At 68.6% G+C, this 24,855-nt stretch carries 24 protein-coding genes; 15 read left to right on the forward strand and 9 right to left on the reverse strand.

Going from position 1 to position 24,855, the window contains the following annotated elements; translation table 11 throughout:
* Window positions 1-5 precede the first annotated feature (5 nt).
* Window positions 6-1,253, reverse strand: coding sequence for an O-antigen ligase family protein (locus HF024_RS05390; protein WP_168688904.1), 1,248 nt, complete (start codon window positions 1,251-1,253; stop codon window positions 6-8).
* Window positions 1,254-1,672: 419 nt separating this feature from the next.
* A complete protein-coding gene (locus HF024_RS05395) occupies window positions 1,673-1,921 on the reverse strand; it encodes a WhiB family transcriptional regulator (protein WP_055890939.1) in 249 nt (82 codons plus the stop codon).
* A gap of 292 nt (window positions 1,922-2,213) precedes the next feature.
* Here HF024_RS05395 and HF024_RS05400 point away from each other — a divergent pair, with 292 nt between their 5' ends.
* The 7 genes from HF024_RS05400 to HF024_RS05430 all read left to right on the forward strand — a co-directional run bounded on the left by HF024_RS05400 (window position 2,214) and on the right by HF024_RS05430 (window position 8,492).
* Complete coding sequence (locus HF024_RS05400) at window positions 2,214-2,630, forward strand: hypothetical protein (protein WP_168688905.1); 417 nt, start codon at window positions 2,214-2,216, stop codon at window positions 2,628-2,630.
* Between the two features lie 36 nt (window positions 2,631-2,666).
* Window positions 2,667-3,422 (forward strand): DUF1684 domain-containing protein, encoded by a 756-nt coding sequence (locus tag HF024_RS05405; RefSeq protein WP_168688906.1) that lies wholly within the window; start codon window positions 2,667-2,669, stop codon window positions 3,420-3,422.
* A 79-nt stretch (window positions 3,423-3,501) separates the two neighbouring features.
* Complete coding sequence (locus tag HF024_RS05410) at window positions 3,502-4,998, forward strand: ABC transporter substrate-binding protein (RefSeq protein WP_168688907.1); 1,497 nt, start codon at window positions 3,502-3,504, stop codon at window positions 4,996-4,998.
* 74 nt (window positions 4,999-5,072) lie between these two features.
* Window positions 5,073-6,035, forward strand: a complete 963-nt coding sequence (locus HF024_RS05415) for an ABC transporter permease (RefSeq protein ID WP_085369955.1) — start codon at window positions 5,073-5,075, stop codon at window positions 6,033-6,035.
* A complete protein-coding gene (locus tag HF024_RS05420; RefSeq protein WP_168688908.1) occupies window positions 6,032-6,916 on the forward strand; it encodes an ABC transporter permease in 885 nt (294 codons plus the stop codon). Before HF024_RS05415 ends, HF024_RS05420 begins: the two co-directional genes overlap by 4 nt.
* Window positions 6,913-7,731, forward strand: a complete 819-nt coding sequence (locus HF024_RS05425; RefSeq protein ID WP_168688909.1) for an ABC transporter ATP-binding protein — start codon at window positions 6,913-6,915, stop codon at window positions 7,729-7,731. Before HF024_RS05420 ends, HF024_RS05425 begins: the two co-directional genes overlap by 4 nt.
* The gene (locus HF024_RS05430; protein ID WP_168688910.1) at window positions 7,728-8,492 is read left to right on the forward strand and encodes an ATP-binding cassette domain-containing protein; all 765 of its coding nucleotides are present in this window, start codon (window positions 7,728-7,730) and stop codon (window positions 8,490-8,492) included. The genes HF024_RS05425 and HF024_RS05430 overlap by 4 nt, the downstream gene beginning before the upstream one ends.
* Window positions 8,493-8,610: 118 nt before the next feature.
* On the opposite strand, the gene HF024_RS05435 is transcribed toward HF024_RS05430, so the two are convergent.
* From HF024_RS05435 to aroA, 4 genes are all read right to left on the reverse strand, one after another.
* Entirely contained in the window at window positions 8,611-9,237 is a 627-nt protein-coding gene (locus tag HF024_RS05435) for a GPR1/FUN34/YaaH family transporter (protein ID WP_085369959.1), read from the reverse strand.
* An 85-nt stretch (window positions 9,238-9,322) separates the two neighbouring features.
* Window positions 9,323-9,796, reverse strand: coding sequence for a thioredoxin-dependent thiol peroxidase (gene bcp, locus HF024_RS05440; RefSeq protein ID WP_168688911.1), 474 nt, complete (start codon window positions 9,794-9,796; stop codon window positions 9,323-9,325).
* 58 nt (window positions 9,797-9,854) lie between these two features.
* Entirely contained in the window at window positions 9,855-10,913 is a 1,059-nt protein-coding gene (rsgA, locus tag HF024_RS05445; RefSeq protein WP_168688912.1) for a ribosome small subunit-dependent GTPase A, read from the reverse strand.
* A gap of 13 nt (window positions 10,914-10,926) precedes the next feature.
* A complete protein-coding gene (gene aroA / locus HF024_RS05450) occupies window positions 10,927-12,294 on the reverse strand; it encodes a 3-phosphoshikimate 1-carboxyvinyltransferase (RefSeq protein WP_168688913.1) in 1,368 nt (455 codons plus the stop codon).
* A 114-nt stretch (window positions 12,295-12,408) separates the two neighbouring features.
* On the opposite strand from aroA, the gene HF024_RS05455 reads away from it, so the two are divergent.
* Together HF024_RS05455 and HF024_RS05460 are read left to right on the forward strand one after the other, a co-directional pair.
* Window positions 12,409-13,002: a sigma-70 family RNA polymerase sigma factor gene (locus HF024_RS05455; protein ID WP_247597317.1), complete on the forward strand. Its 594-nt coding sequence runs from the start codon at window positions 12,409-12,411 to the stop codon at window positions 13,000-13,002.
* Window positions 12,999-13,241, forward strand: coding sequence for a zf-HC2 domain-containing protein (locus tag HF024_RS05460; protein WP_085369963.1), 243 nt, complete (start codon window positions 12,999-13,001; stop codon window positions 13,239-13,241). Before HF024_RS05455 ends, HF024_RS05460 begins: the two co-directional genes overlap by 4 nt.
* Before the next feature lie 36 nt (window positions 13,242-13,277).
* On the opposite strand, the gene HF024_RS05465 is transcribed toward HF024_RS05460, so the two are convergent.
* Window positions 13,278-14,045 (reverse strand): VOC family protein, encoded by a 768-nt coding sequence (locus tag HF024_RS05465; protein ID WP_168688914.1) that lies wholly within the window; start codon window positions 14,043-14,045, stop codon window positions 13,278-13,280.
* An 84-nt stretch (window positions 14,046-14,129) separates the two neighbouring features.
* Entirely contained in the window at window positions 14,130-17,969 is a 3,840-nt protein-coding gene (locus HF024_RS05470) for a multifunctional oxoglutarate decarboxylase/oxoglutarate dehydrogenase thiamine pyrophosphate-binding subunit/dihydrolipoyllysine-residue succinyltransferase subunit (RefSeq protein WP_210724026.1), read from the reverse strand.
* Window positions 17,970-18,105: 136 nt separating this feature from the next.
* Between HF024_RS05470 and HF024_RS05475 the strand changes: the two genes are divergently transcribed.
* Entirely contained in the window at window positions 18,106-19,545 is a 1,440-nt protein-coding gene (locus tag HF024_RS05475) for a GuaB1 family IMP dehydrogenase-related protein (RefSeq protein ID WP_085369965.1), read from the forward strand.
* A gap of 1 nt (window position 19,546) precedes the next feature.
* Here HF024_RS05475 and HF024_RS05480 read toward each other — a convergent pair whose 3' ends face one another.
* Window positions 19,547-19,912, reverse strand: coding sequence for a hypothetical protein (locus HF024_RS05480; protein ID WP_085369966.1), 366 nt, complete (start codon window positions 19,910-19,912; stop codon window positions 19,547-19,549).
* A 272-nt stretch (window positions 19,913-20,184) separates the two neighbouring features.
* Between HF024_RS05480 and HF024_RS05485 the strand changes: the two genes are divergently transcribed.
* The 5 genes from HF024_RS05485 (at window position 20,185) to HF024_RS05505 (ending at window position 24,793) form a co-directional block, all read left to right on the forward strand.
* Window positions 20,185-21,495 carry a hemolysin family protein gene (locus HF024_RS05485; RefSeq protein ID WP_168690782.1) on the forward strand — a complete coding sequence of 437 codons (1,311 nt, stop codon included), beginning with the start codon at window positions 20,185-20,187 and terminating at the stop codon, window positions 21,493-21,495.
* Window positions 21,488-22,525, forward strand: a complete 1,038-nt coding sequence (locus tag HF024_RS05490) for a hemolysin family protein (protein ID WP_085369968.1) — start codon at window positions 21,488-21,490, stop codon at window positions 22,523-22,525. The genes HF024_RS05485 and HF024_RS05490 overlap by 8 nt, the downstream gene beginning before the upstream one ends.
* Window positions 22,526-22,606: 81 nt before the next feature.
* Window positions 22,607-22,984, forward strand: coding sequence for a VOC family protein (locus HF024_RS05495; protein ID WP_085369969.1), 378 nt, complete (start codon window positions 22,607-22,609; stop codon window positions 22,982-22,984).
* Between the two features lie 30 nt (window positions 22,985-23,014).
* Window positions 23,015-23,878 (forward strand): hypothetical protein, encoded by an 864-nt coding sequence (locus HF024_RS05500; protein WP_247597318.1) that lies wholly within the window; start codon window positions 23,015-23,017, stop codon window positions 23,876-23,878.
* 147 nt (window positions 23,879-24,025) lie between these two features.
* Window positions 24,026-24,793 (forward strand): alpha/beta hydrolase, encoded by a 768-nt coding sequence (locus HF024_RS05505; RefSeq protein WP_168688915.1) that lies wholly within the window; start codon window positions 24,026-24,028, stop codon window positions 24,791-24,793.
* Window positions 24,794-24,855: the final 62 nt, after the last annotated feature.

A 24,855-nucleotide genomic window follows, 5' to 3' on the forward strand; every position in this document is an offset into this window, starting at 1 on the left:
CGAGATCAGACGAGAGAGTCGACGTTCGCCGACAGAGCGCGGGCAGATTCGTGTTGGAGTCTGCGGCGCGACGGCTGTGGGGGTGGGGGAAGTCCCAGCGATAGGCCTACGAGAACGCCGAGCGGAAGCATGACGAACGGGTAGACGAAGACGTTGTCGGTTGTGGCCGCGAGCAGCACCGCGACGGTGGCGAGGAGAGCGGCCCAGTGCACCGAGGCGTCCTCCGTCACCGCACGGCGAACGATGGCGCAAAGAAGGGCGAGCATGCCGATCGCGAAGAGAATCATCCCCACTATGCCGAGATCGTGCAGGATCCGGAGATATTCGTTGTGCGGTTGAGTGATCGGCGCGTAGAGCTTCGTCACAAGCTCGACAGAGCTTCCCGGTCCGTGTCCGAACCACGGGGCGCTCGAGGCGCTCTGGGACAGTGCGTCCCAGATGTTGGATCGACCCGACGTATTAAGCGAGAGTCCGCCGAACTCGACCGCGTTGTCGCCGCCGAGGAAGCGGTCGCGAAATGGCGGGTAGGCCGTTATCAGCAGATAGCCAACGGTGCCCATTATGAGGAGACCCCCAATCACCAGTGGCAGCCTCCGACCTCGCTGTTGGCGGATCGCCAGCCCGATCAGCATCAGGATCGAGATGGCGGAGGCCGTGCGGGAAAGGCTGATGACGATAGCGAAAGCAATGACGAACGGCGCCAGTTTCACCCAGAGCCGACGGCTGGGTATGGAGATGGCGGCTGCGAGCAGCACGAGCGCAGTCAGTGCGAATCCTCGCGTGACGTAGATGACGGTTCCCATGATGAGCTGAGTGAAGAACACCCCACACAGCACGAGGGCTGTGCGTGTGAACAGCAAGAGCGACCGTCCCGCACGCTCCGAATTGTTACCGCGTGCAGCGAACATCCCGCCAACGACGAAGAGAACCCATACACACACCATCTGCAGACCATCCGATGCGGGCTCGTGCAGCAGGCGGATCGTGACGTAGCCGACAAAAACGATCAGAGAGGTCGGAAGTGCCCTCCGATACCCGATGAGCATCGGAGAGGCGGCGATGAATCCACCTGCGAGCCCGAGGGTGACGAACCCGGACACGCTCAAGGGTCCGAGACTGACGTGTGTGAGAACGTCAACCAGTATCGCGATCACAATCGCGATATTCACGACGACAGGCACCCGTTCGCGCGAACCCGAGGCATCCATCCGGCCCGTGGTCAGACGCAGTGTTTTGCGAGATAGTGTCGTCACGGTGATTCCCGGGGGTCAGGCGGACGCCGAGCGGCCCGACAGCACGGTCCAGAGGAACACAGCGTTCCCGATCGCTTGGTGCTTCAACACCCGACGCGGCTCCGAAGCGAGCCGGAACATCCATCTGACGAGCTTGAGGTCTGCCGCCTGGGAAGATCGCGGCGCTCTCGGCGAGCAAATAGCGATTGTCGCGATGATCGGGAGCCCCGCCATTTCGGGGCGTCCGACGGCCTGGAGGAACATCGCCTACTCTCGATTCACGGTGAACATGGTTACCCTATCATGTTCTAAATTTTAGAGAGTCCAGGTCTCCTCCGTTCGAGCGGAGGCGCGCGTTAAATACGAAAGCCGAGGCCGCTCCCTCGAATGCTAGGTGTGCGAGGGAGCGCCTCGGCGGGACGCCTCGTGCGGTGGCGGGTCTAGGAGGCCCGGCGTGCGCGGGCGGCGCGGCGCTTGAGCGCGCGGCGCTCGTCTTCGGAGAGGCCACCCCAGACGCCGGAGTCCTGTCCGGTCTCGAGGGCGTACTGGAGGCAGATCTCGGTCACGGTGCAGCGGGCGCACACGGACTTCGCCTTGTCGATCTGGTCGACGGCGGGCCCGGTGTTGCCGACGGGGAAGAAAAGCTCGGGGTCCGCTGTGAGGCAGGCAGCTTTGTCGCGCCAGTCCATGAAGATGTGCTCCTTGTTTGCTGATTGTTCCCCGGCCGCTACGGCCTAGGATGCATGGTAAGCAGTCGAGCTACAGGGTGAATGATCCGTGGGGGATAGACCTGCCCACGACCCTGTGAGCGCTAACTCGACCTCGAATATGCTCCCATAGCGCATAATCCGAATCAATAGTTTTGTATGAGATAACGCTGTGAACACAAGCGAGAAATGAATGAGTGCTAGAGTTCCGCCCCCCGATGGGGACCAGTCCGACCGTTCCACCGACCCGCGTCTCGACCGTCAGGGCGAGCCTGTGAGCGCGGCCTCCGACGTCCACCGGCGGCCGCCTCTGCTGGTCGCGCTCGCCGTCCTGCTCTTCCTGGAGGCGCTGCTCGTCGCCGGGGCGGCGGTGTGGCTGCTCGTCGAACTGCTCACGGTCACGCCGGAGTCGTTCACGACGGCTGTCGCCATCCTGGTGCTCGTGGTCATCGCGGCCATCTGGGTGGTCGCGACCGCGATCGGAGCGCTCAGGGCGCAGAACTGGACGCGTGCGTCGGCGGTGACCATCCAGATCCTGCAGATCGCGGTCGCCGTCGGTTCCTTCCAGGGCCTCTACGCGCGTCCCGACCTCGGCTGGGCGTTGCTCGTCCCCGCGCTCGTCGGCATCGTCCTCGCCGTCTCGCCGCAGGTGGTCAAGGCCACGACGCGCAACACTGTGCAACACGAATAGGGCCGATGCGGGAACAAGTCGCAGACTCTGATGGTTATGGCAGACATCGTGACTGAAACATCCATCGCTCCGCTCGCCTCCTCATCCACCATCGACGAAGCCCGCGCCGGCCACCAGGCGTGGCGCGAATGGCGTCTCGCCTCCGTCGTCGCGGCGACGGGCAACCTCAGCCTCATCGAGACCCGCTGGCTTGCCGAGGGCGATACGACGACCACTCAGGATGCGCTGGCCGGGCACCCGGACACCGTCACGGCCACCGAGCTCACCCGCACCAACCTGGAGACGGGGCAGCCGGAGCGCGGCATCCGTCTCTGGGACGCGAATTCGCCCGCGATCCAGGCGTTCGAGACCATCACGGCGTTCCCGTTCAACCCCGAGTGGGTCATCGAGGCCACCTTCACGCCGGTCGACGGCGCCCGCACGGTTCCGTTCGAGCACATCCGCGACAACGGAGGCACCCGCGACCTCGTCGTCCCGGGCGACATCACCTTCAGCAAAGACGGCGTCGAATACTCGCTGAGCGCGTTCGACGACGACGGAACACTGCTGCTCGTCTTCGGCGACCCGACCAACGGCGCGGAGGGCGACGACGGCACGTACGGTTCCGGCCGCTTCCTGTTCGTGCAGCACGACGGCGACAAGGCCGTCCTCGATTTCAACCGTGCCTTCGTGCCCCCGTGCGGTTTCTCGGACCAGTACAACTGTCCGCTCCCGCCGCGCAACAACCGCTTCGCCGTCCCTGTGGACGCGGGCGAGAAGGTCGTCGTGTTCCGCGACGGCTTCGCGCACTAGCGGCGGCGCACGGCACCCGCGCGCAGCGCGCGCAACAGCTTCACAGCACAGCATCCCAACCCCCACCAGGAGAACTCCGTTGAGAAAGAAATCCCTTCTCGTCGTGCTCGCCACGGCCGTCGCCACCACTCTGGCTCTGGCCGGATGCTCGGGCGGCTCGTCGTCGTCGAGCGGCGCAGACGCATCCATCGCCATCGGCTCGCTGTATGAGCCCGTCAACCTCGACAACACGGCCGGCGGCGGCCAGGGTGTCACCGAGGCGCTGAACGGCAACGTCTACGAGGGCCTGTTCAAGCTCACCGACGACGGCAAGGTCGAGCCCCTCCTCGCCACGAAGTACACGATGAGCGACGACGGCCTCACGTACACGTTCACGCTGCGCGACGGCGTGAAGTTCCACTCCGGCAAGGCGCTCACCAGCGCAGACGTCAAGAGCAGCATCGAGCGGGTGACCGCCGCCGACTCGCAGTCCGCCCGCAAGTCGCAGCTCGCCGTGATCTCCGGCATCGCGACCCCGGACGACAAGACCGTCGTCATCTCGCTGAAGTCACGCTCGATCTCGCTGCCGTACAACCTCAGCTACATCTGGATCTACGGTCCGGGCACCAAGAACTACAAGACCGCGGAAGACGGCACCGGCCCGTACACGCTCGGCACCTGGAAGCGCGGGAGCTCGCTGAGCCTCGAGCGCTCGGCCGGCTACTGGGGCGACAAGGCGAAGAACAAGGAGGTCGTCTTCGACTACTTCACCGACGCCACCGCCCTCTCCAACGCCCTGGTGACCAACCAGGTGGACGTGGTCACCAGCATCCAGAGCCCGGATGCGCTCACTCAGTTCGACGGCAACAAGGACTACACGATCTCCAACGGCAAGTCCACGACGAAGGAGCTGCTGGCCTTCAACGACAAGGTCGCCCCGTTCGACAAGGTCGAGGTGCGCAAGGCCGTCTACTCGGCGATCGACACGAAGAAGCTGCTGAGCTCCATCTGGGGCAAGTACGGCACGCTGATCGGCTCGATGGTCCCGCCGAGCGACCCCTGGTACGAAGACCTCACGAAGGTGAACCCGTACGACGTGACGCTGGCCAAGAAGGAGCTGGCGGCCGCCGGTCTTCCGAACGGCTTCACGTTCACGCTCGACACCCCGACCTACGACCCGCACCCCGCCGTCGCCGAGTTCCTGAAGAGCGAGCTCGCCAAGGTCGGCATCACGGTGAACATCAACTCCATCTCGGCCGACGAGTGGTACACGAAGGTGTTCAAGAACCACGACTTCGCCGCCACCCTGCAGGAGCACGTCAACGACCGCGACGTGGTCTGGTACGGCAACCCGGACTTCTACTGGGGCTACGACAACCCGCAGGTGACCAAGTGGGTCGACGAGGCCGAGCAGGCGACCAGCACCGCTGACCAGACCGCGAAGCTGAAGCTCGTCAACGAGCAGATCGCGAAGGACGCCGCCAGCGCCTGGCTGTACCTCTACCCGCAGATCGTGGTCGCGTCGAGCGACCTCAGCGGGTACCCGGTCAACGGGCTGAACTCCCAGTTCTACGCATACGACATCGTCAAGAAGTAGACAGGGGCGAGTTATCCACCGGATGCTCGGGGGGCCGGTCGCCGGCTCCCCGAGCATTTACTCTTGAGAACGTCATGGCCGTCTATCTTCTGCGTCGCTTCGCCTTCCTGGTGGTGTCGCTGCTGCTTGCCATGGTGGTCCTCTTCCTGCTGCTGAGGGTGCTGCCGGGAGACCCGTCCAACGCACTGCTGTCCGTGAACGCCACTCCGGAGCAGATCAAGGCCGCGCAGGAGCAGGTGGGCAGCGACCAGCCGCTGCTGCAGCAGTTCTTCTCCTGGTTCGGCCAGATGCTCACGCTCGATCTGGGGGAGTCGTTCGTCTCCTCGCTGCCGGTCGGCCCGGAGATCGCCTCCCGGCTGGCGGTGACCATCCCGCTCACGCTCATCTCGTTCGTGATCGCGCTGGCACTCGCGCTCGTGATCGGGTTCGTCGCTGCCTGGAAGTCGGACACCTGGTACGGCGTCGCCCTGTCCGCCATCTCGCAACTCGGGATCGCCGTGCCCGTCTTCTGGGTCGGCATCCTGCTGGTGAGCGCCTTCTCGATCAATCTGCGGTGGTTCCCATCCGGCGGCTTCCCGCGCGACGACTGGGCCGACCCGGGCGCAGCCCTCACGTCGCTCGCCCTCCCGGTGATCACGATCGCCGTGGTGATGAGCGCATCCATCGCCCGGTATGTGCGCAGCGCCACCCTGGATGTGATCGGCAGCGACTACCTCCGCAACTCGCGCGCCCTCGGGTCGAGCTTCGGCCAGGCCATGAGGAGGCACGGGCTGCGCAACGGCGCCGTGCCCGTCATCTCCATCCTGGGCATCGAGCTGGCGACGACCTTCCTCGGCGCCGTGGTGGTGGAGAGCGTATTCACGCTGCCCGGGCTCGGAAGCATGCTGCTGCGGGCGATCCAGCAGCACGACTACCCGAACATCCAGGGCATCCTGTTCGTGAGCACCCTGGCCGTGCTGCTGATCGGCTTCGCGGCCGACCTGGTGCAGCGTCTCGTCGACCCGCGTCTGCGGCAGAGCATCTCGGGCAACCGATGAGCGCCATCGTCGACCAGGCCGCTGGACACGCGGGAGAGACCGGGCAGCAGCCGCCGGCGCGGGTGCGCAGGCGCCGGTCCGCGTCGCTCAGCATCGGCGCCGTGCTGGTGGGGATCGTCGTCGTGGTCGCCGTCGTCTCGTTCTTCTGGCTGCCGTACGCGCCGAGCGACACGGCGGGCGGCCGGCTCGAGCATCCGGATGCTGCGCACTGGCTCGGCACGGACAAGCTCGGCCGCGACCTGCTCTCCCAGCTGATGGTGGGCGCGCGCATCGCGCTGGCGGTGGGTGTCGGCTCCGTCGCCATCGGGGCGCTCATCGGCATCACGCTCGGATTGCTCGCCGCATTCGCCACCACCTGGCTCGACGACACGATCTCGGCAGCGCTCGACATCCTGATCGCGTTCCCGACGCTGCTGCTCGCGATGCTGATCGTCGCGGCGCAGGGCGCATCGCTCGGCACGGCCATCCTCGCGATCGGCCTGGCGATGTCCGCCGTGGTGGCCCGGCTCACCCGCGTGCTCGCCAAACGTGTGCTCTCGATGCAGTACGTCACGGCGGCCCGCACGTCCGGCACGAGCTGGCTGGGCATCGTCGGCAAGCACATCCTGCCCAACATCTGGCCGACGCTCAGCGTGAACCTCGCTCTGCAGTTCGGCGTCGCCGTGCTGGCGGAGGCGAGCCTGTCGTACCTCGGGCTCGGCGCCCCGCCGCCGAACGCCTCGTGGGGCCGGCTGCTGCAGGAGGCACAGGGAACGGTGGCGACGGCACCCGTCGGCGCGATCGCGCCCGGTGTGGCCCTCGTGGTGCTGGTGATCGGCGTCAATCTCGTCGCCGACGGGCTCCGCGACGTCGCAGACCCGACGAGGAGGCGATCCCGATGAGCGATTCCACCGAACGGGATGCGGAGACGCTGCTCGACGTGCGCGGGCTCGGCGTCACCTCGGCGTCCGGCGCACCGCTCGTGCGCGACGTGACGTTCAGCGTCGCGGCGGGGGAGCGACTGAGCCTGATCGGCGAGTCCGGCTCCGGCAAGTCGCTCACGTCCTTCGCCGTCACCGGGCTGCTGCCGGCCGGGCTCGTCGCATCCGGGAGCGCCGTGCTCGGCGGCGTGGAGGTGGTCGGTGCGAAGGAGCGCGATCTGGTCGCGCTGCGCGGACGCGTCGCGTCCGTGGTCTTCCAGGAGCCGCTCACCGCCCTCGACCCGCTGATGCGCCTCGGCAAGCAGGTCGCGGAACCCCTGCGTCGCCACCTCGGGCTCCGTGGAGACGCGCTGCACCGCGCCGTGCTCGACGCGCTCGCCGAGGTGCGGCTGCCGGAGCCGGAGCGGATCGCCCGCGCGTACCCGCACGAGATCTCCGGCGGTCAGCGACAGCGCGTCGCCATCGCAGCCGCCCTCGCCTGCCGCCCGCAGCTGCTCATCGCCGACGAGCCGACCACCGCGCTCGACGTGACGGTGCAGGCGGAGATCCTGTCGCTCATCGACGCCATCGTGGCCGAGCGCGGCATGGCGCTGGTGTTCGTGAGCCACGATCTCGCCGTCGTCTCCCGGATGACGGAGCGCGCGCTCGTCCTCCGGGCCGGCCGGGTAGTCGAGGAGGGCAGCATCCAGCGGCTCCTCACGGCCCCCAGCGACCCGTACACGATCGAACTCGTCGCCAGCGCACGCGAACTCGACAGAGCCCTGGAGGTGTCGTGAGCGCCATCCTGGAGCTTCGTGAGGCCGGTTTCCGCTATCGGCGCGCATCCACTGCCGCGCTGGACGCCGTCTCGCTCGCCGTCGAGCCCGGCCGCAACGTCGGCCTGGTCGGAGAGTCCGGCGCCGGCAAGACCACCGCGCTGTCCCTGCTGCTCGGGCTGACCAGCCCGACGAGCGGCGAGCTCCTGTTCGACGGGGTGCCCCTCGACCGCCGCGACAGGGCCAGGATGCGCGAGTTCCGCCGGAGCGTGCAGACGGTGTTCCAAGACCCGTACTCGTCGCTCGACCCCCGGCAGAGCGTCGGCCGCATCATCGCGGAGCCGCTGACAAGCCTGAAGGTCGCCTCCGGTCAGGATGCGCGGGACCGCGTGGCCGAGGCGCTCACGGCCGTCGGCCTGCCGGTGGATGCTGCCGCGCGCTTTCCGCACGAGTTCTCCGGCGGTCAGCGGCAGCGCATCGCCATCGCGCGCGCCGTGGTCTCCCGGCCGCGAGTGCTGCTCGCCGACGAGCCGGTGAGCGCGCTCGACGTGACGACGCGCATCCAGATCATCGACCTGCTCGGCGAACTGAGCAGGCGGGAGGGCATGACCGTCGTCATGGTCTCGCACGACCTCGGCGTGGTCGCGTCGCTGTGCGACCAGACGGTCGTGCTGCGCGGAGGCCGCGTGGTCGAGCAGGGTGCCACGACCGAGGTGCTCGGCCGCCCGCAGGACCCGTACACCCAGCGCCTGCTCGCCTCGGTGCCGCGACTGCCCGTCTAGCTTCGGCGTGTAGGTCCGGTCGCCGCGCGCGGGAGCGCGACGCGCCACACGGTGCACACGAGCGCGCGACGGCCGGAGCGAGGGGACGGGCCGGGGAGGACGGGCAGGGCAGGATTGCTCAGGCGCGCGGCCACACCGGGAGCACATCGCGCTTCCAGGTGGCATTGGTGACGCCCGCCCAGGAGGTGTAGAGAGCCGTGAGGCCGGTGACGAGGCCCAGCCACCCTCCGAGCCGCGTGGCGGCCTCCGCGCCGGCGAGGTCGCCGATGGTGAGCGCGGCGAACGTGATGGTGAGGAGCACGAAGACCGCGAGCGTCGCCCCGTTGGTCTTCGCCGCGGCGACAGTCATCAAGGCGGTGAAGAGCGTCCAGCCCAGCAGGTAGACACCGACACCGGCCGACCCGGCGCGCTCGGCGACGTCCGGGTTCGTCTGCAGCCACCAGAACGACAGCCAGAACGCCCCGTAGGCCGTGAACGCCGTGGCGCCGAACGTGTTGCCGCGCGCGAACTCCCAGAGCCCGGCGGCCGCCTGGGTCAGTCCGCCGAAGAATAGGGCCATGCTCACCGCCGCGGCGCCTGCCTCGTGAAGGATCCTGGCGTTGGCGAGGCTGAGCAGCAGCGTCGTGAGGGCGAACGCCGCGAGTCCGAGCGGTCCAGGATCGGCGATCTCGACGCGGGCGGGCTGCGGGGGTTCAGTCGCGGCCGACGGCGCGGTTCCCTGGTTCTGCTCTGCGATGCTGCTCATGGGACACTCCTTCGTGCGGGATGCGGCGGTGGACGCCGTATCCCGACTCTAGAGTGCTGGATCACACCCGTAAATATTTGTAATCTCAGTCAATGCCGAGCTTCTTGCGCAGCATCGCGACGTGGCCGGTGGCCTTCACGTTGTAGAGGCGGAGACGGACGGTGCCGTCCGGGTTCAGGACGAACGTCGAGCGGATGACGCCGGTGACGGTCTTGCCGTAGAGCTTCTTCTCCCCGTACGCGCCGTATGCCTGGTGCACGGCGAGGTCTTCGTCGCTCAGCAGCGGGAAGTTGAGGCCCTCCTGCTCCTGGAACTGCTTGTTCTTGGCCGGGGCGTCCTTGGAGATGCCGATGACCTGGTAGTCGGCGGACGCCAGAGAGTTGAGGTTGTCGCGGAAGTCGCAGGCCTCCGTGGTGCAGCCGGGGGTCATGGCCGCCGGGTAGAAGTACACGATCACGTTCTTGCCCGCGTAGTCGCCGAGCGAGACGGGCGCGCCGTCCTGGTCTGTGAGCGTGAACGCCGGGGCGGCGTCTCCCGCTTCGAGTCGCACATCAGTCATGGCTTCATTCTCGCGCACCAGTGGGCCGCGCGGGCGAATCGGGCTCGCTCAGAAGAACTCAGGCGAACGTCGCGAGCAGCCGCTGCAGCGAGTCCAGCCGCGCGCGCCCCGTCTCGCCGAGCGCTCCGGCTTCGACGGCCTCCACGATCGCGCAGTCCGGCGCATCCGGCAGGTGCGTGCATCCCCGTGGGCAGTCCTCGGCGAGTTCGGCGAGGTCGGTGAACGACTTCAGGATGCTGTCGGTGTTGATGTGCCCGAGCCCGAACGACCGCACGCCCGGGGTGTCGATGACCCAGCCGTGACCTTCGGCGTTCTCCACCCGCAGCGACACGGTCGACGACGACGTGTGCCTGCCGCGGCCGGTCACCATGTTCACATGGCCCGTCGCGCGCATCGCGCCCGGCACGATCTCGTTGACCAGCGTCGACTTGCCGACGCCCGAGTGCCCGACCACCACCGTGTCGTGCCCCACCAGGGCGGCCTTGATCGCATCCACCGGGATGTGGTCCTCCCTGCTCGTGAACACGGGCAGGTCGAGCCCGGCGAAGTTCTCCAGGAACGGCGCAGGGTCGGCGAGGTCGATCTTCGTGACGCAGAGCATCGGGGTGATGCCGGCGTCGTACGCGGCGACCAGATAGCGGTCGACCAGTCGGGTTCTCGGCTCAGGATTCGCGGCGGCCACGACGATGAGCATCTGGTCGGCGTTGGCGACGATCACCCGCTCGACCTCGTCCGTGTCGTCCGCGCTCCTCCGCAGCAGGGTGGTGCGCGGCTCGATGCGGACGATCCGGCCGAGCGTGCCGTCCTCGCCGGTCGTATCCCCGACCACGGCGACGCGGTCGCCGGTCACGATGGCCTGCTTGCGCAGCTCGCTGGCGCGGGCCGCCGTCATCTGCCGTTCGTCCGGGGTGTCCTCGTCGAGGAGCACCGTGTACCTGCCGCGGTCGACGCCGAGTACCCGCGCGATCTGCGCATCCCCGTGCTCCGGCCTCGTCTTGGTGCGCGGCCGGTTGCCCTTCGGGTTGGGGCGGCTCCGGATGCTCGACTCGTCGAACTCGGAGTACGCCTCGTCGTCGTCATCGTCGTCGTCCCACCACGACCCGGTGTTCTCCGTCACGCTGCGTTCTCCGTCACGCTGGGGCGGTGCCTTCCTCGACCAGGCGAGCCCAGAGCTGCGTGAACTGGGGGAGGGTCTTCGCGGTCGTGGCGACGTTCTCGATCTCGACGCCGGGAACCACCAGGCCGATGATCGCGCCTGCCGTGGCCATCCGGTGGTCCTCGTAGCTGCGCCACACGCCGCCGGTCAGCGGACGCGGCTCGATGCGCAGGCCGTCCTCGAGCTCGGTGACCGCACCTCCGAGGCCGTTGATCTCGGCGACCAGCGCCGCCAGCCTGTCCGTCTCGTGGTGCCGGATGTGCCCGATGCCGGTGATCTCGCTCGGTCCGTCCGCCAGTGCGGCGATGGCGACCAGTGCGGGAGCGAGCTCTCCGCCCGTCGTCAGGTCGAGGGTGACACCCGGGATGCGGTCTCCGCCGGTCACCGTGAGACGGTCGCCGTCGCGGGTGACCGTCGCGCCGAACAGCGGGAGGAGGTCGGCCAGGTCTGCGCCGACCTGCGTCGTGTGCTCCGGCCATCCGGTGAACGTCACGGAGCCTCCGGTGACGACCGCCGCGGCCAGGAAGGGCGCTGCGTTGGAGAGGTCCGGCTCGATGTCGACGTCGCGGGCGCCGATCGTGCCAGGCGCGACGACCCAGCGGCCCACCTCGGGCGACTCGACCGTCACGCCGCGCGCTGCGAGCGTCTGAATGGTCATCTCGATGTGCGGAAGGCTCGGGAGGCGCTCGCCGGAGTGGGTGAGGTCGATGCCGTTCTCGAACCGGCTGGCGGAGAGCAGCAGCGCGCTGACGAACTGGCTGGACGACGATGCGTCGATCGTGATGGCGCCACCGGCAACCGTGCCCGTGCCGTGCACGGTGAACGGCAGGGAGCCGCGGCCGTCGTCGTTGACGTCGACGCCGAGGTCGCGCAGCGAGGAGATGATCGACGACATCGGCCGGCCGCGGGCCGAGTCGTCCGCGTCGAACATCGTCGGCCCGAGCGCCAGGCCGGCGATCGGGGGAACGAACCGCATGACGGTGCCCGCCTGGCCGCACTCGATCGTCGTGCTGCCGAGCAGCTCGTCGGCGGGCGTCACCAGGAGGTCGTCGCCGAACTCGCTCGCGCCCTTCTTCGCCTCGATGCCGACGCCGAGGGCGCGCAGCGCCTCGACCATGTTCTCGCTGTCGCGCGAGTGCAGAGGGGCGCGCAGCAGCGACGGCCCGTCCGCGAGAGCGGAGAGCACCAGCTCCCTCGCCGTCAGCGATTTGGAGCCTGGCAGCGACACGGATGCGGTGAGCGGACCGGCCGCGACGGGCGCCGGCCACAGCGTGTTCGGCTCGTCGGCGCGGTTGTCGCCGTACGGATCGAACTCTGGCGCGGAATATTTCGAGATCAGCATCGTTGTCAAGGGTATCCGCGTTTTCGACCGAAGGAAGGAAAGTCTGTGACCCTCACGAGCGCCGTCCTGGACTCTCCGCGCGTGGATACACGCGCGGAACTAGACTTGCCCGTGATGACCACCGCAACTGACGACCTCGGTCCGCTCTTCGAAGAGCAGGCGCTGCAGTACATGGACCAGCTGTACGCAGCGGCTCTCCGCATGACTAGAAACCCTGCCGACGCGCAAGATCTGGTCCAGGAGACCTTCGTCAAGGCATACGCGGCGTTCAACCAGTTCCAGCAGGGCACGAACCTGAAGGCCTGGCTGTACCGCATCCTCACGAACACCTTCATCAACACCTACCGCAAGAAGCAGCGCGAGCCGTACCAGGGCACGATCGACGAGCTCGAGGACTGGCAGCTCGGCGGCGCAGAGTCGACCACCGCATCCACCAGCCGTTCGGCTGAGGCTGAGGCGATCGACCACCTGCCAGACAGCGCCGTCAAAGACGCGCTGCAGGCCATTCCGGAGGACTTCAGGATGGCCGTGTACTTCGCTGATGTCGAAGGCTTCTCCTATCAGGAGATCGCCGACATCATGAAGACCCCGATCGGCACCGTGATGAGCCGCCTGCACCGCGGCCGCCGGATGCTGAGGGAGCTTCTCACCGACTACGCGCACGAGCGGGGACTTTCCGCCGTGCAAACACCCAGGAGCACGAAATGACCGACTGCGGCTGCGACAAGGCCAAACAGGACCTCGAGGAATACCTGCGCAACGAACTCTGCAGCGAAGATGCTGCCGACATCCGCGAGCACCTCGCCACCTGCAATGGATGCGCTGACGAAGCGCACCTGAGCGTCGTCCTCACCGAGGTGGTGCAGCGGGCGTGCAAAGAGACGGCGCCGGAGACGCTGCGCGAGGAAGTGCTGCTGCGCATCCGGGGCTTCCAGGCCACCCACTGAGCGAGCCGGCACCGACCGCGGCGACGGCAGCTCCCGCTACCGCACCTGGTGCAGGAGGAACAGCCCGCCCAGCGGGTCGGTGACCTGCGCGAACCGTCCGAACTCGCTGTCCCACGGGTCGCGGATGACGGTCCCGCCCAGCTCGACGACGCGGGCGCACGACTCCTCGGCGTTCTGCACGCCGAAGTACACCACCCAGTGCGACGGCACGCCCTCCGGAAGCATCTTGTCCGCGTCGTAGACGCCGCCCGCCGGCATCCCGTCCGGGCCGAACGTGCAGTAGCGGAAGTCGGCGGTGTCGCCGAGCACCTGCGTCTGCCAGTTGAACACCTTCGTGTAGAAGTCGACCTGCGTCGCGTAGCTGCGCGCGTACAGCTCGTGCCAGGCCGGCCCGCCGATCTCCGCGACCAGCTCGAACCCGCGGTGCGCTCCGGGCTCCCAGAGCCCGATCACAGCGCCGCCCGGGTCGGCGATGACGGCCATCCTGCCCTGATCGCCGACGGTCATCGCGGGGGAGTAGACCTCCGCCCCGGCGTCGACGGCCGCTCGCTCGGACGCATCCACGTCCTCGACCAGCAGGTAGGTGAGCCAGGAGTTCGGCTGCGCGTCGCCCATCACGGCTCCGAGACCGGCGACGGCGTGCCCGTCGCGGCGGAACGTGACGTAGCCGCCATACTCCCCGCCCGCCTCCTCGGCCGTCCAGCCGAACAGGGCGGTGTAGAACTCCGTGGCCCGGGGAACGTCTGAGCTCGCATAGTCGACCCAGCATGGCTCCCCGAGGCGGTGCTTCGTCACGACAGTCATGCCGTCACCATACGCGCGGCCGCCGCAAACGGCGAGGGGCGCCTCGCGCTGACGCGAGACGCCCCTGACAGGACCGGGATGCGGTTACAGCGTGAGCGCGCGCTGGATCAGCACGCTCTGCTCCTGCGCGTGACGCTTGGCCGAACCGGCGGCGGGCGACGCCGACGCAGCCCGCGAGATGACACCGAGCGGGCGCGGGCCCAGCTTGGAGGTCTCGAGGATCATGTACGGCCAGGCGCCCTGGTTCTCCGGCTCGTCCTGCACCCACACCAGTTCGGCGTTCGGGTACGAGTCGACGACGGCCTTCAGCTCGGCGGCGGGAAGCGGGTAGTACTGCTCGACGCGCACGAGGGCGATCTCCGGGTTCGGGTTCTTCTGCAGCTCGTTGGCGAGGTCGTAGTAGAGCTTGCCCGCCATCAGCAGCACGCGCTTGACGGCGCCCTTGTCGCTGATCCTGGCGTCGTCGATGACCGGCTCGAACTTGCCCTGCGTGAAGTCGCCGACCTCACTGGATGCTCCGCGCAGTCGCAGCATCGCCTTCGGGGTGAAGACGACGAGCGGGCGGCGGGGGCGGGCGTACGCCTGACGGCGCAGCAGGTGGAAGTACGACGCGGGCGTCGACGGACGCGCGACGGTCATGTTGTTCTCCGCGCACAGCTGCAGGTAGCGTTCGATGCGCGCACTGGAGTGGTCAGGTCCCTGACCCTCGTAGCCGTGCGGGAGCAGCAGGACGAGCGACGAGCGCTGGCCCCACTTCTGCTCGGCGGACGACACGAACTCGTCGATGATCGTCTGGGCACCGTTGGCGAAGTCGCCGAACTGCGCCTCCCACAGGACGAGGGCATCCGGTCGCTCGACCGAGTATCCATACTCGAAGCCCATCGCCGCGTACTCGCTCAGCAGCGAGTCGTAGATCCAGAACTTGGCCTGGTTGTCGCTGAGGTTCGCCAGCGGCAGCCACTCCTGGCCGTTCGAGCGGTCGTGGAACACGGCGTGACGCTGCACGAAGGTGCCGCGCCGGGTGTCCTGGCCGGCCATGCGGACCGGGGTGCCCTCGAGCAGCAGCGAACCGAGGGCGAGCAGCTCGCCGAAGCCCCAGTCGATGCCGCCGTTGCGGCTCATCTCTCCGCGCTTGGCGAGGAGCTGCTGCAGCTTCGGGTGCACGGTGAAGCCGGCAGGCGGGTTGTTGAACGCGTCGCCGATGAGGTGGATGACCTGCTCGCTGACGGCCGTGGTCTCCGGCTCCCCGACGTTGTCCTCCTGCTGGGCGGCAGGCAGTTCGAGGTCGGCGACCGCTCCGTCGCCGGTGACCACCGGCGTCGAGTTGGTCTGCGCGGCGTGCGTCTCCATGAAGGCGCGCTCCAGGCGCTCCTGGAAGTCGCGGTGCGCCTGCTCGTACTCTTCCTCTGTGATGTCGCCGCGGCCGACGAGGGCCTCGGTGTACAGGCGGCGCACGGAGCGCTTGGCCTCGATGAGGTTGTACATGAGCGGCTGCGTCATCGAGGGGTCGTCTCCCTCGTTGTGGCCGCGGCGGCGGTAGCAGATGAGGTCGATGACCACGTCGCGCTTGAACTCCTGGCGGTATTCGAACGCCAGCTGGGCGACGCGGACGACGGCCTCCGGGTCGTCGCCGTTCACGTGGAAGATCGGCGCCTGGATGGTCTTGGCCACGTCGGTCGAGTACACCGATGAGCGGGACTCAGTGGGCGGCGTGGTGAAGCCGACCTGGTTGTTGATGTTGACGTGGATGGTGCCGCCGGTGCGGTATGCCCGCAGCTGCGACATCTGCAGCGTCTCGACGACGATGCCCTGGCCGGCCATCGCGGCGTCACCGTGGATGAGCACGGGCAGCGTGAGGAAGGTGTTCGGCGGGCGGCGGTCCTGTTTGGCGCGGACGATGCCTTCCAGCACGCCGTCGACGGCTTCGAGGTGCGACGGGTTCGCGGCCAGGTAGACCGGGATCTCCTCGCCGTCGGCCCCGCGGAAGGTGCCCTCGGTGCCGAGGTGGTACTTGACGTCGCCGGAGCCCTGCACCGTGCGCGGGTCCTGCGTGCCCTCGAACTCGCGGAAGATCTGACCGTACGTCTTGCCGGCGATGTTGGTGAGGACGTTGAGGCGGCCGCGGTGGGCCATCGCGATCGCGACCTCGTCGAGCTTCTCGGTCGCCGCACCCTCGAGGATCGCATCCAGGAGGGCGATGGTCGACTCTCCGCCTTCGAGGCTGAACCGCTTCTGCCCGACGTACTTGGTCTGCAGGAAGGTCTCGAACGCCTCGGCCTCGTTCAGCTTGCCGAGGATGCGGAGCTGCTCGTCGTGCGACGGCTTCTCGTAGCCGCGCTCGACCTTGTCCTGGATCCACTTGCGCTGGGCGGGGTCCTGGATGTGCATGTACTCGATGCCGACCGTGCGGCAGTACGAGTCGCGCAGCACGCCGAGGATGTCGCGGAGCAGCATCTTGCGCTTGTCCCCGCCGAACTGGCCGGTGACGAACTCGCGGTCGAGGTCCCAGAAGGTGAGGCCGTGGCTCGCGATGTCGAGGTCGGGGTGCGAACGCTGCACGTACTCGAGCGGGTCGATGTCGGCCATCAGGTGGCCGCGCACGCGGAACGCGTTGATCAGTTCCTGCACGCGGGCGGTCTTGTCGACGGCGCTCGCGAGGTCGACGCTGATGTCGGGCGCCCAGCGGATCGGCTCGTACGGGATGCGCAGCGCGGCGAAGATGTCCTCGTAGAAGCTGCGCTTGCCGATCAGCATCTCGTGCACGATCTTCAGGAACTCGCCGGAGCCTGCACCCTGGATGACGCGGTGGTCGTACGTGCTGGTGAGCGTGATGGTCTTGCCGATGGCGAGCCCGGCGAGCGTCTTCTCGCTCGACCCCTGGAACTCGGCAGGGTATTCGAGGGCGCCGGCGCCGATGATGGCGCCCTGGCCCTTCATCAGGCGGGGCACGGAGTGCACGGTGCCGATGCCGCCCGGGTTGGTGAGCGAGATGGTGGTTCCCGCGAAGTCGCCTGCGCCCAGCTTGTTGTTGCGGGCGCGGCTGACCAGGTCTTCGTATGCGGCGAGGTACTCGCCGAAGCCCATCGTGTCCGCACGCTTGATGCTCGGGACGAGGAGGGCGCGGGTGCCGTCCGGCTTGGGGAGGTCGATCGCGATGCCGAGGTTGACGTGCGCAGGCGCGACGAGCGACGGCTTGCCGTCGATCACGTCGTAGTACACGTTCTGGCTCGGGAACTCCTTGAGCGCCTGGATCAGCGCCCAGCCGATCAGGTGCGTGAACGAGACCTTGCCGCCGCGGGCGCGCTTCAGGTGGTTGTTGATGACGATGCGGTTGTCGATCATCAGCTTGGCCGGGATGGTGCGGACGCTGGTGGCGGTCGGCACGGTGAGCGACGCATCCATGTTGGTGGCGAGCGTCTTGGACATGCCGCGGAGCGGGGTGATCTTGTCCTGCGTCTCCGGCGCGCCGTCCTCGCCGGAGACGACGGTCTGCGGGGCGGTGACGGGGGCGTCGGCCGGCACGGGCTGCGGCTTCGGCGCGATCGACGTGGTGCGTGCGACGGGCTGGGCGCCGATGACCGGGATGGGCGCGGTGACGGGATGTGCGTCGCCTGCCGGCGTCGACGGCTCGGCAGGGGTGGGTGCTGTCGGCTCCGCCGGCGTGGGGGCCAGGGGCTCCGTCGGGGACGGCGCTGTCGGCTCTGCCGGGGTGGGGGCCGGGGTCTCGCTGGGGGAGGGGGTGGATGCCTGACCGTCGTCCTTCACGGTCGGCTGGTAGCTCTCGAGGATCGGCCACCAGGACTTGTCGACCGAATTCTTGTCGACGACGAACTGCTCGTACAGTTCGTCGACGAGCCATTCATTGGCTCCGAATTCGCCCGACGATCCGTCGTCGGTTCCCACTCCGGTCAGTTGGCTCGACACAGCCGCTCGCCCACTCTCTCCATTGATTCTTTGTTGCCAGGCAGCACGGTCACCACCCGTTTCCATCCAGTCATCAAGCCTAATCCCTTCCGGCGCCTGGTGCGGGCGCTCGCCCGTGAGGGATACCGTTATTCCCATGCAGTTCTATGGAACGACCCCGCGCCACGATCTCACATACTCCGACGTGTTCCTCGTGCCGTCGAGATCCAACGTGACGAGCCGCCTCGACGTGTCGCTCGCGCCCAACGACGGCACAGGGGCGACCATCCCGATCGTGTCCGCCAACATGAACTCGGTGACCGGCAAACGCCTTGCCGCGACCCTCGCCCGCCGCGGCGGTCTCGGGGTGCTGCCGCAGGACATGCACCTGCAGGACCTCGACGACGCGATCCGCTGGGTCAAGGCGCAGCCCGTCGCGTTTGACACCCCGTACTCCGCGTCTCCGGAGGAGACGGTCGCCGACGCGCTCCGCCGCGTGCCGGCTGTCGAGGGCCACGGCATCGTCATCCACGACACCGACGGGAAGTACCTCGGCTGCCTCGCCGCGACGCAGCTCGGCTCAGCCCTCCCGGATGCGCGCCTCGGCGACCTCCTGCACGGAGCCCTCACCGCCCTCGACGCAGAAGACCTGCCGGACGGCCGCGCCGCCTTCGACGTGATGAGCGCCGCCGGACTCGAGTTCGCCCCCGTGCTCGACCACGGCCGCGTGGTCGGCACCCTCAGCCAGAAGAGCGCCATGCGCTCCACGATCTATCAGCCGGCTCTCGATGCGCACGGCCGACTCCGCGTCGCGGCCGCCGTCGGCATCAACGGCGACGTCGCGAGCAAGGCGAAGGCGCTCGCGGCAGCAGGAGTGGACGTGCTGGTCATCGACACGGCGCACGGCGACCAGGACGGGATGCGCCGCGCCATCCACACGGTCAAGGGCCTCGGGCTCGGCCTGCCGATCGTGGCGGGCAACGTGGTCACCGAGCAGGCCGTCCGCGACCTCGTCTCCGCCGGCGCCGACATCCTCAAGGTGGGCGTCGGACCCGGCGCGATGTGCACCACCCGCATGATGACCGCCGTCGGCCGCCCGCAGTTCTCCGCGGTGCTGGAGACCTCGGAGGCCGCCCGCGAGCTCGGCGCCCACGTCTGGGCGGACGGCGGAGTGCGCTACCCGCGCGACGTCGCCCTCGCGCTCGCCGCCGGAGGGGCGTCCGTGATGATCGGCTCCTGGTTCGCCGGGACCATCGAGGCGCCGGGCCTCCTCGACCGGGATGCGAACGGCCAGCTCTTCAAGGAGAGCTGGGGCATGGCGAGCACCAAGGCGGTCAAGGGCCGCTTCGAGCGACTCGACGCGTACGAGCTGGCCAGGAAGACCCTCTTCGCGGAGGGCATCTCCAGCTCGCGCATCTACCTCGACCCGCAGCGCCCGTCCGTCGAAGACCTGCTCGACATGATCACGACGGGCGTGCGCAGCTCGTTCACGTACGCGGGCGCGCGCTCGGTGCCGGAGTTCCACGAGCGCGCGCTGGTGGGCATCCAGTCGGCCGCCGGCTACGAGGAGGGCAAGGCGCTGCCGGTCTCCTGGTAGGTCATCCGCCGTTCTGGGTCTGGCCGCCGTTCTGGGTCTGGCCGCCGTTCTGCGACGGGCCGCCGTTCTGGCCGAACCCGTTGCCGAACTGGCGCGGCTGGAACTCCTGCCGGTTCCCGATGCCCGGGCGACCGCCGTCCGTCGCGTGCGCGGTGAAGAACCCCGCGAAGAACACGACGACCAGCACGGCGACCGCTCCGACGATCACCGCGGTGTTCTGAGCCCAGCGCGGCCAGCGATGCAGCACGTATCCACCGGATGCGGGTGTCGCCGCGACCGGCGGATACGGCGGCTGCTGGGGCTGAGCCGGGGCTGCAGGCTGCCACGGCTGCCCGGTGGGTGGTGCGTACTCGGGGCTGGTGGTCATCGTCGCGTCCTTCCGCCATCGTGCTCGGCTGTCTGTGCGAGTGTGCCGCCGGACGTTCTCGGTTCGCTATGAACCGATTACGGATGCGCTGGGAGCGGCCACGAATCCGCTGCGGCACACACCCTTTTCCCGGAAACCGCGCCGGTATACTGAGCGGGAAATGGACGACCCTCCTTCTGATAGCCCATTCGCCCCGGCGAGTTCCACGATCTCGCCGCCCACCCGCGGCCTGAGGCCCGAGCGGGGTGACCGCCGTGCTCTATGAGTGGATCATGCTCGGCGTCGGTCTGCTGCTGACCGTCGGCACCGGTCTCTTCGTCGCGAGCGAGTTCGCGCTGGTCAACCTCGACCGCGGCGACCTCGAAGCGCGGCGTGAGCGTGGGGAGTCCCGGCTCACGATGACCATCGCCGCGTTGAAGATCACGTCGACGCACCTGTCGAGTGCACAGCTCGGCATCACCCTGACGACTCTGCTCACCGGTTACACGATGGAACCGGCCATCAGCTCGCTGCTGAACGGGCCGCTGACGTCCGTGGGCATCCCGGAGGGGGCGGTCGGGCCGATCGCGACCACCGTTGCGATCGTCGTGGCGACCCTGCTGTCGATGATCCTCGGCGAGCTCGTCCCCAAGAACTTCGCCCTCGCGCTCCCGCTCGCGACGGCCAAGCTCGTCATCCCGTTCCAGACGGTGTTCACCGCGATCTTCCGGCCGTTCATCGTCGTCCTCAACGGCACGGCCAACGGCATACTCCGGATGCTCGGCATCGAGCCGAAGGAGGAGCTGTCCGGCGCGCGCACGGCCGAGGAACTGTCGTCGCTCGTGCGCAGGTCGGCCAGCGCCGGTGTGCTCGAAGAGGACACCGCCACGCTGCTCAGCCGCACGCTGGCGTTCTCGAACCACACGGCGTCCGACGTGATGACCCCGCGGCCGCGCATCGCGACCGTGCAGCGCAGCGAGCCGGCGCAGGCCGTGCTCGATCTCGCGCGGTCGACCGGGTACTCGCGGTTCCCCGTCGTCGACGACGACATCGACGACGTGGTCGGGTTCGTGCACGTGAAGCAGGCCGTCGCCGTCCCGCGGCCGCGGCGAGCCCGCGTGCCGGTGTCTGCGCTGCAGACGGACGCGCTGCGCGTGCCGGAGACGATGAACCTCGACACGCTGCTCGGCGAGCTGCGCGGACGGGGATACCAGATGGCGGTCGTCGTGGACGAGTACGGGGGAACCTCCGGCATCGCGACGCTCGAAGACCTGGTGGAGGAGATCGTCGGCGAGGTGGCGGACGAGCACGACCGCACCAGGGCGGGCGTCGTCCGCGGCCGCGACTCCCTGACCTTCCCCGGCATCCTTCGGCCGGACGAGCTGCTCGAACGGGCAGGCGTCACCGTGCCGGAGGACGGTCCGTACGAGACGGTCGCCGGATTCGTGATGAACGAGCTCGGCCGGCTGCCGAAGGTGGGCGACGAGGTGCAGATCGACGGAGGCACTCTGCGGGTCGAGCGACTCGAAGGGCGGAGGGTGGACCGCATCCGGTACACCCCGGATCCCGTGCTTCCCGGCGAGGAGGTGAACGGCCATGAGTGATTGGGCCGGAATCGCCTGGCTGGTGGTGCTGCTGGTGGTCAACGCCTTCTTCGTCGCCGCCGAGTTCGCTGTCATCTCCGCACGGCGGTCGCAGATCGAGCCGCTGGCCGAACGGGGCAAGCGGAGCGCGAAGACGGCGCTGTACGCGATGGAGCACGCGACGCTCATGCTCGCGACAACGCAGCTCGGCATCACCGTGTGCTCGCTGCTCATCCTGAACGTCTCGGAGCCGGCGATCCACCACCTGCTCGAGGTGCCGCTGCACGCGACAGGATGGTCGGACGACGTCATCGGCACCGTCGCGTTCATCGTGACGCTCGTGCTCGTGTCGTTCCTGCACGTGGTGTTCGGCGAGATGGTGCCGAAGAACATCTCGTTCTCGATGCCGGACAAGGCCGCGCTGCTGCTCGCACCGCCGCTGGTCGCCGTCGGACGCGTGGTGCGGCCGATCATCGTGGCACTGAACGCCACGGCCAACAGCGTGCTGCGTCTGTTCGGGGTGGAGCCGAAGGACGAGGCGGCGAGCACGTTCACACTCGAAGAGGTGGCGAGCATCGTCAACCGCTCGACCAGGGAGGGCGTGCTCACCGACAGGACGGGGGCGCTCACCGCGGCGTTCGAGTTCACGGAGAAGAAGGTCAACGAGGTCGCGCTCGGACTCGACAAGCTGGTCTCGCTCCCGGCGCAGCCGACCCCGGCCGACGTGGAGAAGGCCGTGTCGAAGAACGGCTTCTCTCGCTACGTCGTGCTCGACGAGTCCGGAGAGCCGACGGGCTACCTGCACCTCAAGGATGTGCTGGACCTGGAGGAGACCGGGTTCGAGCTTCCCGTGCCGGCCAAGCGCATCCGGAGACTGGTGACGGTGTTCGCGGAGAGCGACCTCGAGGACGCCCTGGCGACCATGCGCCGCTCCGGCAGCCACCTGGCGCGCGTGGTCGACGCGGAGGGCAGGACGGTCGGCGTGCTGTTCCTGGAGGACATCATCGAGGAGCTGGTCGGCGAGGTGCAGGATGCGACCCGCCGGTCCTGACGCCTAGAACCGCTGTTCCAGTTCCTTCCCGGTGAGTCGGGCGAGTAGCGTGACGCTCGGGAGCGGAAGAGAGGAACACTCATGTTGGAGTCGTCGGTGACGTACTCCGTCCTTCCAGCTTCGAACCTGCAGCGAGCCGTGGACTGGTACCGCGACAAGCTCGAGCTCGAACCGGAACGGACGGGCGAAGGAAGTGCCGTCTACGGCACGGGGACGGATGCCAAGATCCAGGTCTACGAGACCGAGAACGCCGGAACAGCGCAGAACACCGCGATGGGCTGGATGGTCGATGACATCGACGCGGCGGTCGAGCACCTGCGCGGGCGCGGCGTGGTCTTCGAGGACTACGATTTCCCCGGATTGAAGACGGAGAACGGGATCGCGACGAACGCGGAAGAGCGGGCGGCGTGGTTCACGGACAGCGAAGGGAACATCCTCTGCATCTCGCAGCGCTCCTGAGCTACCCGGGTACGACGGCAGACCGCGCGCGTGCATCCCGCTGAGGTGCACGCGTCGGCGGAGGACGCCGTCCGGCAGCCGCACCGAGTGGATGCGGCACTCCCGCCTGCCCGGGAGGTGCTGCGCGCGTTCGGCGCGTCGGGCGTGCCCGTGCTGCTCCCCGGCGGCCGCGGCCTGACCTGGCGTGCCGGTGACGTCGTGCTGCGCCCTGCGGAGCCGGACGAGGAGACGACGTGGAAGTCGGAGGCGCTGTCGCGCCTGCCGGAGTCGTCGGCGTTCACCGTGCCCACTCCGCTCCGCGACGACGCAGGCGAGTGGATCCGCGACGGCTGGGAGGCGCTGCGGTGGGTGCCCGGCGCGGCGGATCCGACGAGGGTGGGGGACGTCGTGCGCGCCGGCCTGGCGTTCCAGGAGGCGCTGGCGGGGCATCCGGAGCCGGGGTTCATCGCGCGGGCGGAGCATGCCTGGGCGCGCGCAGACCGGCTGGCGTGGGGCGAGCCGGACCGCGACGCGGCGCTGCTGGCTGCCGACCCGCTGCTGGCGGCGCTCGCCGCCGAGTACCGCGGCGTGGATGCACCGAGCCAGGTCATCCACGCCGACCTGCTGGGCAACGTGCTGTTCGCGCCGGGGCGCCCTCCCGCGGTGATCGACTGGGCGCCGTACTGGCGGCCGGCGGGGTTCTCCGCCGCGGTAGCCGTGGCCGACGCCGTGTGCTGGCACGCGCATCCGGTGGAGCGGCTGGCGGAGGACTTCGGCATGGGCCGGTGGCGGCAGCTGCTGCTGCGCGCGCTGGTGTTCCGGATGGCGACGCTGCACCTGCTCGGCCGATGGGACGACGCAGACGCCCGGCGCCACGCACCCGTCGTGCACGCGGTCATCGCGCTCGACGGCTAGCCACTGCTAGGGTGTGCGAGGACCGGACGACGACAGAGGAGGTGGTACCCGTGAACGAATCGACGTGGGTGCTCCTTCCTGGGGTCACGGTCGGGCGGTAGGTCGCCCGGGAGCGCCATCAGCTGAGCACTCCCGAAAGGCACGACCATGAACCTCCCCTTCACAACACATCACCGCACAACACACCACCGTCTTGACGACGGCACCGCGGACGAGATCCTCGAACGCGAATTCACCATCGGCGATATCCCCGGCATCCTCTGGACGCCGCCGTCCGCCGACGCATCCACACCGGCACCGCTGATCCTGCTCGGGCATCCCGGCGGGCTCGGGATGATGTACCAGCGGCTGCTCGGACGGGCCAGGAGCGCCGCCGCGAGCGGATTCGCGACGGCCACCATCGAGCTGCCGGGCAGCGGGGACCGCCCGCGCACGGCGGAGGCCGAGCAGGCCCGCGCCGACCTGCACGCGGCACTGGCGGCGGGGGAGCCCGTCGACGGGATCGTCGACAGGCTGGTCCTCCCGCTGGTGGACGCTGCCGTCCCCGAATGGCAGACGACACTGGATGCCCTGCTGGCGCTCCCGGAGATCGGCGGCCCCGTCGCGATCTCCGGCGGCGTGATCGCCATCGCCATGCGGCTGGCTCTCGTCGAACCGCGCATCGCGGCTGCCGGGCTCTTCGCCGGCAGCTACGTGCCGTTATCGATGTTCGACGAGGCCCGTCGCATCACGGTCCCGCTGCACGTGCTGCTGCAGTGGGACGACGAAGGCAACGACCGGCAGCTCGCCCTCGACCTGTTCGACGCGTTCGGCTCCGCCGAGAAGACGCTGCAGGCCAACCTGGGCGGACACCGGGGCGTCCCGGCCTACGCCGGCGAGGACGCCGCCCGGTTCTTCGTCCGGCACCTGAAGTGAGCTGACACGGCGGCGGCGCATCCCGCCCGGATGCGCTGCCGCCGCGTTCAGTTGCGCGCCTG

This window comes from Leifsonia sp. PS1209, assembly GCF_012317045.1.
Lineage (GTDB): Bacteria > Actinomycetota > Actinomycetes > Actinomycetales > Microbacteriaceae > Leifsonia.